The organism is Archangium violaceum Cb vi76, assembly GCF_000733295.1.
GTDB lineage: Bacteria > Myxococcota > Myxococcia > Myxococcales > Myxococcaceae > Archangium > Archangium violaceum.
The window spans coordinates 176652-189455 of record NZ_JPMI01000233.1; the positions used below are offsets into that span (position 1 = coordinate 176652).

Here is a 12804-nt window from a genome sequence, read left to right on the forward strand (position 1 = left end):
TTGAGCCTCCGGCACTCCGGCTCCTAGGACGAGGCCCACCCCCCGCCAAGGGCCCACGTTACGGGTGGGCACCCAGGCAGGGGATGGGTGAGCGTGGCGTCACTGCCCGGTGGCGGCGGTGGGAGTCCTGGATGCAGCGGCGCGGTCTTCCTCCCCCAGGCTGTGGAGCATCTCGCGCGCGGAGCGCAGCCCCGCCTCATGGGCCGCGGCGAACGAGCCGTTGTACATGGGCCTGCCCGTGGCCTCGCCTCCGAAGTACAGCCGCCGGAGGCAACCCTCTGTTGCCGGCTCCTGCTGTGAGGCGGGTTGATAGGAGCAGATCGACTGGCCCAGCGTCTCGCGCAAGTGCCAGGCGTCGGGCCTGGCCGCGGAGTAGGCCCCGAGCACCCAGGGCTCCAGGCTCCACCGCGTGAGGTAGATGTCCGCCTTGTCCACCGCCTGGCCGATGTCGAGGGGCGCGGAGGCCCCGGCCGCCGCGCTGGCACTCGAGGGATACATCCGGACCAGGGCCGCCCTGGTCTGCTGGACCGCCTTCTCGTCGCAGGGCTGGCGCTCGGGGGGCAGGGGCTTGTCGCCCGAGAGGCTGGCGCACTGCTGCTCGTACTGCCTGGCCCGCTCGCCGCCAAAGAAGCCAATGGCGATGTTTTTGCCGAGTGGCCGGATGACGAACGCCATCACGGAGTTGTCGGGCGCCTGGTAGAGGACCCACGAGTTGGGGGGCGTGCCTGCCATGAAGTCAGGCTGGTCCTTGAAGTCGATGATGACCTTCTGCATGTTGCCCATGGGCAGACCGTCAATGGCGTCCAGCTTGCTGGGCGGCAGCGGCGGCTCGAACTGGATCTTCTTCGCCTGGAGCACGCCAATGGACACCGTCACCAGCGCCTTGCGCGCCTGATAGCGCTTGCCGTTCTTCACGTCGACGACGACGCCGTCATCGGTGTAGGTGATCTTCGTCACGGGGGAGTTGAGGCAGACAGGCTCTTCGGCTCCAAAGGCCTCGATGAAGTTGCCCATGCCCTGCTTGAGGAGGTCATCGTCCCCAGCCTCGAACTCGACGGCGTCCACGGTGGAGTTCTGCGAGGTCTCCACCGCGCTCTCCAGGGGGCCGATGTTCCCCTCGAACAGGTAGCGGAACTCGGCGCCAGGGGGGTGAGGGGGTTGATCGTCACCCCGTGAATCCAGGCGCCACCCAGATCGATGGGAGGCCCCCGCTTCAGGGTGCTGGCCCGGCCGCCAATGCGGTCGGTGGCCTCGAGGATGAGAACGTTGTGGCGGCCGCCGCGCCGGAGCTCCTTGGAGGCCGTGAGCCCACTGAGGCCGGCACCGACGATGATGGCGTCATAGCCCGTGGTTTTCTCGCAATCGGCCACGGCGGGAGCGCGGGAGAGCAGCACTCGGGAAGAGGTGGCGGAGGAGGGGGGGGCGGTCACGCACCCCATGGGCAACACGAGCAGCAGCGCGGCCCAGATCCTCGAACGGGCCCTTGGCGCTGCCTGCGAACGCGTTTCTGGCAATTCATTGTTCAGGCTCATGCGCGGGCTCTCTAGCTTCTACTCCCAGTGAAGACAAGCACGGCAGCCCGCTGGATGACCAGGGCTTCCCCCAGGAATTCGCGTCCTACGTCGCTTCAGAGGTCCTTGTCCTCTTTGATTCGTTGCTCTTGCCGAGCATCCAGGATGCCTGCCGGAAGAATCCCGTCAGTCACGCGAGCGTCTGGTGTGGCGGTGCTGTAGTCACCATACGTCAGATGGACAGGGGCTTCTGGCTCGCAAGCACCAGAGCAATGAAGAAAGATGGAAGTGCGACCGGAGATCCACCCATGATCTACGCGCTTGGGCCCATTGGGCCACCTCGCCCCGAATGGCAGCGGGATTCCTGGACCATACTTTCGCGACAGCGCAGAGCGGAGTTCATCAAACTGCTCCCGTCCACGCACGTCAGCAAATCTAATCGCTACCTTTTGCAGACGGTCCTCCTTGAAATCTATGTAAAGCTTCGCCGGGCGGCCCGCGAATGGTCTTTCAATGATGCTGATATCCAGGTCTTCGGTCGCCTTGGCGGTGAGTTGTCCGGGAAATAGGTCCTTGAACTCCTTTGTGGTCATGCCCCAGCGCATACCGAGCGGGGCGCTTTCGTTTCCGGCGGCCTGTGACATCCCGCCGTCACTTGCAGCCAGTGTGTACGTCCCTAAGAGAGCAAAGATGAATATGGGGCAGGGGAGGGTGGGTCAGCACCGCTCGGCTCCACTCTCTACGGGAACGTCACCTTGGGGATGCTCAGGGTGCGCCCTGCCGCGTCCCACAGGCGCAACGTCACCTCTTCGGAGGGCGCCCCAGTGCCAGCGTCGGCCTCAACGAAGACACGCCACGTCTGGCCTGGGGAGATGGCTTCGGGCTGGGCGATCGTCACCCCCTCCAACTTCTCGCCGGTGGCCGTAGCCAGGGAGGCCCCAGCCACCAACCATGAATCGGTGCCAGCGTTCATCACCCACGCGGCCACTGCCACTGTCTTCTCGGAGCGGTAGCTGATGCCTCTCGTCATGAGAAGGGCGCCGTCCCCGGGTTGTCCCGCCCGCACCGCGATCGGAGTGGCTTTGATTCCATCCTCTCCCAGTGCTCCGCTCGCATTCAGCCCCTGAAGCTTGCCCGCCCACTCAAGTCCGGCGCGGAGCTGCCGGTTCTCCGCGCGTAGCTGATCGTTCTTCTCGCGTTCCTGGGCTGCCTCCTGCAGCACGGACTCTCGGGAGCGTTGGTCTCGGAATACCTCCACCTGGCGCGTCGCCTGTCTCGGGTGCGCCACCAGGGAGAAGCTGGCGCTCTGCCGTAAGAGTCCTTCCCCCCAGTGGACTGTAAGCCGGAGACGCTCCCCAGAGGTCATGTCTGGAGGTGGCATGAAGGTGAATCCACGAGGGCCGCGCAACACCTGCGCGAAGCGGGCCTCGTCCTGCACCTCCACGACGGCGGGAGCGTCGAAGAAGAAGCCAGTCAGGAGACCAGGGCTGACGCAGACCTCCGGCATCATGGCTCCAGGTGCCAACTCGACGCGGTGGCTGTCCTCGCAGGCATCACGAGAGGGAGGGGGAGTAGCAGTCATGGGACTCCCATGGAGCAGAACCAGGACCAGCAAGGAGGGCGGGGTGGGTGGGAGCATGGGAAACGGCCTCCAACGCGGACCTACTCGAACCGGCGCACGGCGCGGACGCTGACGCCGGAGATGACGAGCGCCCGGGTGGCAGTGCTGCCGGGCTCCATCACGACGCCGAGGACGGGATCCGCCACCGACTTCATCTGCAAGCATACGGGCACGATCTCCCCAGAGGGCAACCGGGCCTCGGTGAAGCGGCCATAGACACGCTTCTCGCCGATAACGACTCGCCCGGAGAAGGTGGTGTGATCCGGGAGCCCTCCCCACCGACCGATGATCTCCGCAGTGACGGGCCCCTCCTGGAGGGGCACCACTTCCACACGCGGAAGCGGAAGGACGAGGTTGATGCCGTGCGTCGAAGCCACTCCGAAGCGCTCGTGCGCCGCGGCGGCTCCAGGCGGGCAGTCCTCCGGCGGGGGCGGGGGGCGCGGCTTCGGCGCGCTCACGCAACCAGCGGCGCCAGCGACACAGCCAGCGGCAATGAGGGAACGGACCTGTCGGGTCTTGAGCATGGACGGTGCCTCGGTGTGAATGGGCGCGGGAGTGAAGGTCGCGCCGGGGGCACCTTCCACCGCGCTTGCCGGCAGCTCGACTTCCTGACCAGATGTGCCCGGGGACGTCTCAGGGTCCGGAGACGACGCTGTGCGTGGGGTGACCAAGGGCACGAGAAGGAAGAGGGCCGCGGTGAGTCCGAGCCCGCCAGCGGCCCACCAGAGCCAGCGGGACTGGCGCCCGGGCTCCGCCGGAACTGGCATGTTCTCCTGGCCGCTTCTCGGAAACATCGGCGTGCGCCAGGAGTAGTCCGCCTCGGCGCACACCTCCACCAGGTCCGCCGCGAGTACCTTCGCGTCCGGGTAGCGGTCCTCGAGCTTCTTCTCCAACAGCCCCATGCACACGTCGCTCAAGACCTGGGGCACACGCGGGTTGAGCTCATTCGGGGCCGGCGGCGTCTCCTCGAGGATGGCCCGATTCAACCCGGGATTGTTCCGGTCTCCGAAGGGGAGCGTCCGCGTCAACAGGCCGTAGATGACGACACCCATGGCCCACAGGTCATCTCCCGGGGAGAAGGGGTAGTGCTCTCCCTCCCACTGCTTCGCGAAGCGCAACACCTCTGGGCTGCGGTACTCGGCGGTGCCCGGTGGCAGCCGCATCGTCAGGCGGAGCGCCCCCTCCTTGAGCCCCGCGGCGCCGAAGTCCACCAGCACCGGTTGCCCATCCGACTCGCGCACGACGATGTTGGCTTCCTTGATGTCCCGGTGCACCACGCCCGAGGCATGCACGTCCGCGAGAGTGAGCGCGAGGGGCAGCAACACCCGCATCACCAGCTCGAGCGCGGAGGGATTCTCCCGGGCCGCCCAGGCGTCGAGCGTGAGACCCTCGACGAGCTCCAGGGCCAGGACGAGGAAGCGCGGTTCATCCTCGGGCCAGAGGCCATATCCGTGGAAGGTCACCACGTTGGGGTGCCGCACCAGGCGCAGCGCGGCGGCTTCCCGATCACCCCTCGGGGTGATGCGCACCAGCTTGACGGCGTAGGGCATCCCACTCCGCCTCGCGCGGTACACGGTGCCGAAGCTGCCGGAGGCAATCGTTCCCTCGATGGTGAAACCGGCCACCTCCGTGCCGGGCGAAAGAGTCGGCACGGCCCCCCATTCATTGCTGTCGTCGAGCATCCCACGTCCCTCCGGAAGTGGCGGACGCTACCAGGGAGAGGAGCGGGCAGGCCCGAACCTCGGGGGTTGGGCATGGGGTAGGGGAGGGGTGCAGCCCCAACTACTCCTTCACGGCGAGCAGCGCGCGCCCTTTCGACGGCACCCAACGCTTCGGCCACTGCATCCTCGAAGGTGGTGAACGCATCCCCCCCAGGTTCACCCCCCCAGCAGATCGCGTCGCACCTGGACTTAGAGCTTGTGACGCTGGCCGCGTTCTCCGCGCAGCTCGGGCTGAGGATGACGAGCGGCGATCTGAAGTAGCGAGGAGGGCCATCCGTCTCTCGGATGTGACCGACGAGCGAACTGGCCACACGGTCATGATCACGAACCGTGTTGCGGTGTAGCCCTCCGAGCACGGGGCGAGGAATCGGCGCTCCACCGATTCCAGCCCGGTGTCTGGAGATCAGCGCTTGGGAGTTTCTCCCCCGGAGGAATTGGCGGACCCGGTCTTCTTCAGACCGAACAGGCCCCCCTCGGCGTCGAAGAGCACGTTGAAGCCGCGCAGGAAGTGGCGGCCCGTGTTGACGAAGACGGTCTTTCCATTCGCCGTGGTGATGACCTGCGCGGGCGCCAGGGGATTGGCCTGGGCCGTGTCCCCGACCGTGAAGGTATAGGACGCGACCGGGGCCTCGTTGTCCGGGAAGCGGACGGTGACCTGGGAGCCGTCCACCAGCACGGGGACCTTCTTGCCCTTCACGCTCAGGTCGGGCGCCAGCTTCGTCTGGACGTTCACCTGGGAGGTGACGGTCAGGTACATCTGGGGGATGCCCGTGTCGACGAGCACCGCTCCGGGCACGCACGGCGACGCGCCGACGGCCACGCAGATGGACGCCTCGGGCCAGTCGCGCGGATCTTTCGAGTACTTGGTTCCGCCCAGCTGGGTGAAGACGAAGCCGCTCGTGTTCGCCGCGGTGAGCCCCACGTGCACCCCCTCCGGGGTGATGAGGTAGCCGTCGCGCATCGTGTCCCGCGTCACCGGCTTGCCGTTGATCTTGGTGATGTTGAGGAAGGGGTTCTTGTCCGGCGTGCCCTGCGGCTGGCCGTCATGCTCGCGGCCGAAACCCACGCCCATGTAGGCGATCTTGTCGCTCGCGGTCCCGAGCGGTTTGCCCGGACAGGTCGCCTTGTCGTCCTTCTTGTAGTCGGGGCAGACCACCTCCTGCTCGATGGCCAGCACCGGCACCTGGGCGGTGACGGGGACGCCCCCGGCGCCTGTGAAGGTCACCTCCTTGGGAACCCAATGGCCCACCCAGAGGATCTTGCTGCTCGACAGGAACTCCCAGCCCTGGGGGTAGCGCGCCGCGCCCTCGGGCGAGTAGTTGGGAAGGCTCCGGGCCGACAGCATGATCCCCGTGGTCCCCGTGTCCATGGTCACCAGGTAGGGCTTGCCGTCGACCGAGAACTGGAACTTCAGCGCCTCGGTGAAGGGCGGGACGTTGCTCCGGGCGTTCTCGTAAGGGAGCAGCTGCGTGGTGGTGTAGCGGGCATAGTCGGGGGCGGGCGCGGAGTGCACGGCCGGCACGAACCCCAGGGAGAGCGCGGCCAGGGCCAGTCGCAGCGCCTGACGCGGAAGGGGGAGCATGAACATGGAAAGCCTCGTGAGAAGGAAGGTGAATACTCGAACGCCGGAGTCCGGCCGTCCTGGTACACACCACCTTGTCAGCCCGGCCCCGGCGGCACCGTGAGCGGGCTCACCCTCCGGGTATGAAGCCGGTCACAAGCGCCCCGCGCAGGCGTATAGGCAGGAGGTTTGATTCCCGCCGCCTCCCCGCATCAATCCTTGTCGTCCGCGGAGGCCTTCACCGCGACCGGCCGGATGCTGAATGGCACGTCGACGAAGGAGTCGAGGGTGTTCAGCACCCGGGCCATGACCGTGGGCCGCTCTCCTCGAGCCAGGGCCAGCCTCATCTGGGCCTGATGCCAGGCCGTGACGTAGCGGAGCTTGGGTGGAGTGAGGTGGATGGCCCGGCGCATCGTGCCCTTCAGGAGCTTCCACGCGTGCTGGTGTCCCGGTCCCCAGGCCAGCCCGTACGCCTCGCGCCAGCGCTCCGGCAGGAGGCCGGCGGTGAGCAACTCATCGAGCTGTCCCTGGGTAAAGGGCGAATTGAAGAGCAGGCCCGCCAGCTCGCGCGCCGTGTCTCCCACGCGCAGCGTCTCCCCCGCCAGCTGCTCATGGTACCACGCGTAGAAGTCCTCGAGCGTGGGCGGCAGCTGCTCCGGCAGGAGCCCGAACTGCGCCCCGGCGAGCCGCGTCTCCTGATAATACCGGCGTTTCTCCTCGAGGCTGAGCGGCCGCACGAAGGTCTCGAAGACCTCGATGGCGCCGTCGATGAGGGTGGCGAGCACCCAACGCAGCAGCGAGGGATCGTTCGCGCGATAGCGGCCGTCACCCTGCGAGCCGGGGCCGGCGGGAAGGGAGCCGTAGACGCGGCTGTGGAGGCTGTGGACCCGCTTCGCGGCGCCCGTCGCCTCTCGGAGGCCGCCGAAGACGAGCTGGTACATCGCCGTATAGGTGCGTCGCGCACGGCCGAGCAGATCACCCCGGAAGTTGCTGTTCTGGGAGACGCCGTGGGCCACCGCCGGATGGGCGATCTGCAGCAGGATGGCGCGCAGTCCGCCGAGGAGGATCACCGGCTCCCGGTAGAGCACCCAGGTCATGCTGCCGGGGCCGTAGATGCCCTCGTGCTCGCCCGCCGCGTGCTCGCGCAGAGAGTCGAGACACTTGCGGAAATGCTCACTGTCCTGGCCGAGCTGCTGCTGCACTTCCGGGGGCATCGACCGCCACATCGAGTTCGCCTTCATGCCCCCGATTCTACCTCCATCGTGCCTGTCACCGTGGTCGCACCACGGGTACCCTCAGAGGTGCGGCATCGCGACCATCACCTCCTGCAGCGAGGGCTGCTGGGAGACGGTGAAGGGGTTGCACTTGGAGCGAGGCGCCGTCGTGCCACCATCCGTGGGGGGCACTTCCGTCATGGGCGATACACAGAGGTTGTAGTCACCTGGGATGACGGCGGTGAAGCGGGCGGGTTCCACGGGAGTGAGCACCTGGACCTGGGCGGGCGGGGCGGTGGTCCCCGGCTGGGCCTTGGCCATCAGGAGGACGCGGGCCGAGGTGGCGCTGGCTCCCTCCGCGGGCTGGGCCCGGACGAACACCGTCACATCTCCTTGTGGGAACTCCAGCTCCACGCGCGCCACCTGCTGGGCCTGGAGGGTGGTGGTGGTGCGCTGCACCTGCTGACTGCCCGCCGAGTCCGCCACGGCCAGCACCATGTAGGTGCCCGGCGCGAGGTTGTCGAAGCGGAACCGGCCGTCCGTGCCCGTGGTGCCCGTGGTGCCTCCGGCGGGTGCCGAGGGATTGGTGACCATCACGAGCGCGCCGCTCATGGGCTGTCCCCCGCTGAGCACCGTGCCCTCCAACTGTCCCGTCGCCGCGAGCCGCAGATTCCTCTCCAGCGCCGCCACGCCCGCGGGAATCTGGACGAACTCCGAGCGCCCCTCCTGGGGGTGCTCGCCCATGAGCTGCAGGGGCGTGATGGGCAACCCCGCGAAGGTGAAGCGGCCATCGGCTCCCGTCCTCGCTTGTTGCAGGCCGTAGTCCAGCTCCGCCGCGGTTCCGACCACCACGCCCGAGCCCTTCAGGGCCTGGGAGATGGAGACCATCGCATCCGCCACCGGTGTTCCATTCGCTCTCAGGACCTGGCCCTGGAGCCGGCGCCCGGCCTGGAGCACCACCACGCCCACGTCCGTCTCCTTCCCCTCCTGGACCTGGACATCCTGCACGGCCTTGGTGATGAAACCGGGCCCCGTGATGTAGAGCGTGTGGGAGCCCTCGGGCACGCCTTGCAGCAGGAATCGCCCATCGCCGCCGCCGTACGGAATGGAGCCGGAGCCGCGCAGCACCACCGAGAAGCTCTCCGGGACCGAGTTGTCGTCCCGGCGTACCTGTCCCCGGATGGCCCCTCCCAGGTTGATGCGCAGCACCGCCTCCCGGCCTCCCGTCTCGGCCTGCACGGGGGGCACCAGCCAGGCCAGTGTCCGCTGCGGCGGCGTGCCCGGAGGCGCGGCCCGCAGCAGATAGGTGCCGGGCTGGAGCCCTCGCAGCTCGAAGCGCCCGGCGGGATCCGCCTGGGTGACGAGCTGCCCACGCAGCGTCTGCTCCACGCGGCCTCGCGCCCGTGCGGAGCTCAGCTCCGCCTGCACCACGGCCTCTCCGGCGGGCTGGCCGTTGGAGAACTCCACGTGGCCGCGAAGCACCTCCGTCGCGTTGAGCACCAGCAGCACCTTCTCCTGCCGGACCGGCTCCTGGGAGAGATCCACGTACCGGGTGGTGGAGCTCGCCTGCTCGTGAAGGGCCAGCAGTGCCAGGCGCCGTTGGGGCAGACCTTCCATGACGAACTCGCCCCGCTGGTCGCAGGTGACCTGCCGCGCCAGCGTCCGGCTCATGCCCTCATCGAGCGCCACCCGCACCAGCGCATGGGGGACGGGCTCGCCCCGGTCGTCGAGGACCTGCCCCATGAGCCGGGTGGGCTCGGGCAGCGTGATGGTGATTCCACTCGTCTCGCGATCTTCCTCCAGCGTCACGGGGGCCGAGGAGCCCGTCGCGCGTTGAGGGCTGGAGGCCTCGAAGCGGTAGCTCCCGGCCGTGAGCTGCTCGAAGCGCCAGCGGCCGGAGGCGTCCGTCACGGTTCCATCCCAGCGCGCATCGGTGAGCGTCTGGAGGCTCTGCGTGGAGGGGACGGGCGTGACGGTGACCCCGGACACGGGGGCGCCGCTCGCATCCACCACCGTCCCGGAGACGGCGGCTCCGGAGCGGACCGCCACCGTCACCCGCTGGGGCACGGAAGAGGCCTGGCCCACGGAGAGCTGCTGCCACACGGGCGAGAAGCCCCGCGCCGAGACCTTGAGCACCAGCCGGCCCGTCGGGAGCGCCTGCAGGAGCGCGCGGCCCGACCCATCCGTGGTCGCCGAGCGGGGCTGCTGGGTGCGTGCTTCCACGATGGCGCCTGGCACCGCGCGCCGCGAGCCCGCCTCCACGACCTCGACCTCGAGGGACGCCGCGGGCCGCAGGTGGAGGACGAGGGGCTCGCTCCGCTCGCTCAGCCAGAGCGAGAGGGGGCCGGCCTGAAGGGAGCCGTGCCGGGCCTCGAGCTGGTAGGCGCGGGGGGTGAGCCCGGTGAAGGTGAAGGTGCCGTCCTTCTCCGTGTGCGCCGAGCGCACCGGATTCGAATCCAGCAGCACGGTGGCGTCCGCGACCGGCAGCTCCTGGGGATCCAACACCAGGACCTGCAGCCGCAGGGAGCCCTCGGGATCCTTGTCTGGGACGATGGGGAGCGTGTTGGCCTCGGAGAGCCCCAGTCCACGAGACGCGACATTCTGGGAGCGAACCATGACCCGGCTCTTGCGTTCGGGCGATGCGCTCTTCCCGTCGGCCGGTTCATCCCCCGCCGGAGCGTTCAGCCCCCTCAGTGTCAGCAGGATTGCTCCCAGCACCACCAGTCCGAGCACCACCAGACCAAGACGCTTCATGGGCATGTCATCACGCGAGCGGAGAAAAGAAAGGGGGGCACACGGAGTCCTGTTCCGTGGCCCCCCTTCGGAAATCAGCAGATTACCGGTCGAACGCGGCGTCCGTCAGGGCGCCCGAGGAAGCGCTGGTGGTGGGCGCGGCCAGGCCGTACTCGTAGTACTCCACGTAGTACACCTCGTCCGGAGTCTCGATGATGATGATGACGATCTCCGAGTCAGCGACGTTGGTGGTCGGGCCTTCGTAGGCGGCGGTCCGGTCGGTGGCGGCGGCGGAGGCAGGCACCGCGAAGGACGTGGCGGCGAGACCAGCGAAGAGACCGAGCAGCGACAGACGGGTGAGGAACTTCTTCATGGACGTGACTCCTTGAAGCACTACTCCGGGGGTGGGGACTGCTACTGCCCTGACGGCCTGCCCGGCATGCCGGGCCCTCCGCCAGCTTCTCCCCTCCGGGTTCATCCCGGAGGAGGCGAGCCTGATGACGACCCCGTCTCCACTCCCGCTTCGAGGGACATGGAGGGCTGCTGCCGGGTCTGGAAACGCTGACGCAGCCGCTCGAGCCAGCGGCCGATCGCGCGGTACTCCTCGTCACCCATGAGCGCCAGGTCCACGGACGTCATGAAGAGCGAGAAGGTGATGAGGCCGAGGAACAGCGCGATGCCCAGGTGGAAGGTGAAGCCCAACACCACGGCCACCATGCGGGTGTAGCGGTTGAGGAAGAGCAGGAAGGGGAAGGCCACCTGGAACGCCACGGTGCCGTACGACAGGGCCGTCACCACGAAGGCGTCGCGGTAGATCCACTCGGTGACGCCCGGCCAGACGAACTGGCCGCCACGGAAGGCGTAGTAGAGGGCGGTGCCTTCCTGCCACACCGGGCCCTGCACCTTGTAGAGGCCCGCCAGCCCATAGACGAGGCTGATCTGCATGGCGATGGCGAGCATCGCCGTGTTGTGGAACATGGCGCTCACGGGGGCCCACGGTCCGGGCGCCTCCGGCCGGGCCTGGCGCCGGCTCGCATCCATGGAGAAGTACGCGCTGACATCCGCGAACGTCGCGTACACGAGGACGAGGTGGATGATGTTGTCTCCCCCATCCCAGATTCCGGGGAAGCGCTGGTGCAGCGACCAGAGGAAGACGTAGTTGAGCGGGGTGAGGAAGCGGGTGCGCCAGCCCACCAGCCACAGGGCCGCCACGAGGATTCCGAGGTGGAAGATCACCTCGAAGTACACGGGCGAGCGGCTCCAGGAGTAGAGCGAGAAGTTGGCCGAGCGGGCCATGTCCGCGGCGAACACCTCATAGGGCCACAGCCCGTTGGGCCCGAAGAGGTAGCGCCGGTGCGCGTAGTTGATGAGGTACTCGATGAGGATGGCCGAGCCCGCGAGGATGCGGAACAGGCTGGCGCCGATCAGGAAGCGGGGCTGGGACATCCGCGCGATGAGCTCATTCCACGCGGCGGCGATCCCCGGCGGCGCGGACGGGGAAGCGGAGGTGCTCATGGCTCCTTCACCTCCTCATAGGGCTGCCAGGGCAGCTCCGTGTAGTTCGTGTCTCCGGTGGCCTCGCTCTCCATGCGCTGGGAGAAGGGCGGCGCCTTGATGGTGGCCATGCGGACGCGGACCTGTTTCATGCGCAGCGACGGGTAGAGGTTGGCACAGGCCGCGGAGGCCACACGGCCCAGCACGCGGGAGCCCAACCGCTTCGTGTGCTCACGCTGCCGCTCCACCTGCGCCACGGCCTGCCGGTACTGCTCCGTGTCCGCGGGCTTCGACAGGAGCTTCTTCGTCACCTCGTCATCGTCGGGTGTGAGCTGGCTGATGCCCACCGTCTGGGCTCGATCCAACCGGTCCGCTGGCGTCAGCCGGTAACGCTGCTTGAGCTCGTGCAGCGGCAGGGTGATGTTCACCCAGGGCTGCTCCTGCACCACCCCCTGCGCGTCCTCACCCCGGCAGGACACCAGCACGTAGCGCGTCAGGGCATCCACATTCGGCGCGAACAGCGTCCAGCGCTGCTCGAAGAACGGGCGGATGTACCCCTCCACCACTGGCATCAGCCGCAGCTTCACCGGGTTGAGCGGCGTCAGGTATGCCATTGTCATGGCGAAGTGCACCGCCAGGACTGCGATCAGCGCGGCGGGCAGCACGCGCATCACCTTCTCCGGCAGTGTCATGAATTTCCTCGTACCCAAGGAAAGAACCGTCATCTTGGAGGCCACGAAAACAGCCAGATGACGATTATTCGATTAGCACGGTTTGACACACTGAGCAATCACCCCCCGTGATGTTGGAAATGGGGTCCGATTGTTGTTGCTTCAAGCGCAACAGGTGTTGCCAGGCAAGCTTCGGAGTCCTGTTTCCGAGGCCGGATGGTGTTTCATCACCGTCTGGTGCGACATGCCTCCGAGCTCCGGCAGGGCCCAGCCGAGGG

The 12804-nt window shown here is 67.8% G+C and carries 10 protein-coding genes and 1 pseudogene; all 11 read right to left on the reverse strand.

The genetic code is table 11. The features are described 5' to 3' along the window. Positions 1 to 99: 99 nt before the first annotated feature. Positions 100 to 1182 (reverse strand): flavin monoamine oxidase family protein, encoded by a 1083-nt coding sequence (locus Q664_RS32405; protein WP_084610505.1) that lies wholly within the window; start codon positions 1180 to 1182, stop codon positions 100 to 102. Then, a pseudogene (locus tag Q664_RS63020) lies at positions 1152 to 1532 on the reverse strand (NAD(P)-binding protein); the annotation flags it as partial. The gene Q664_RS32405 and the pseudogene Q664_RS63020, both read right to left, overlap by 31 nt. Positions 1533 to 1627: 95 nt before the next feature. Beyond that, positions 1628 to 2155, reverse strand: a complete 528-nt coding sequence (locus Q664_RS58185; protein ID WP_152622460.1) for a hypothetical protein — start codon at positions 2153 to 2155, stop codon at positions 1628 to 1630. Between the two features lie 95 nt (positions 2156 to 2250). Further along, the gene (locus tag Q664_RS32415; protein WP_075207568.1) at positions 2251 to 3150 is read right to left on the reverse strand and encodes a DUF2381 family protein; all 900 of its coding nucleotides are present in this window, start codon (positions 3148 to 3150) and stop codon (positions 2251 to 2253) included. A gap of 23 nt (positions 3151 to 3173) precedes the next feature. Next, positions 3174 to 4784, reverse strand: coding sequence for a serine/threonine protein kinase (locus Q664_RS32420; protein ID WP_160174549.1), 1611 nt, complete (start codon positions 4782 to 4784; stop codon positions 3174 to 3176). Positions 4785 to 5256: 472 nt separating this feature from the next. Continuing rightward, on the reverse strand, positions 5257 to 6441 hold the full coding sequence (locus Q664_RS32425; protein WP_052518942.1) for a hypothetical protein: 1185 nt from the start codon (positions 6439 to 6441) through the stop codon (positions 5257 to 5259). Positions 6442 to 6626: 185 nt separating this feature from the next. Continuing rightward, entirely contained in the window at positions 6627 to 7655 is a 1029-nt protein-coding gene (locus Q664_RS32430) for an oxygenase MpaB family protein (protein WP_052518943.1), read from the reverse strand. A gap of 54 nt (positions 7656 to 7709) precedes the next feature. Next, positions 7710 to 10382, reverse strand: coding sequence for a carboxypeptidase regulatory-like domain-containing protein (locus Q664_RS32435; RefSeq protein WP_160174550.1), 2673 nt, complete (start codon positions 10380 to 10382; stop codon positions 7710 to 7712). An 82-nt stretch (positions 10383 to 10464) separates the two neighbouring features. Next, positions 10465 to 10734, reverse strand: a complete 270-nt coding sequence (locus tag Q664_RS32440) for a hypothetical protein (RefSeq protein WP_043404240.1) — start codon at positions 10732 to 10734, stop codon at positions 10465 to 10467. Between the two features lie 101 nt (positions 10735 to 10835). Then, positions 10836 to 11876, reverse strand: coding sequence for an HTTM domain-containing protein (locus Q664_RS32445; protein ID WP_052518944.1), 1041 nt, complete (start codon positions 11874 to 11876; stop codon positions 10836 to 10838). Continuing rightward, a complete protein-coding gene (locus Q664_RS32450) occupies positions 11873 to 12547 on the reverse strand; it encodes a DUF5819 family protein (protein ID WP_043404243.1) in 675 nt (224 codons plus the stop codon). Before Q664_RS32450 ends, Q664_RS32445 begins: the two co-directional genes overlap by 4 nt. Between the last annotated feature and the right edge of the window lie 257 nt (positions 12548 to 12804).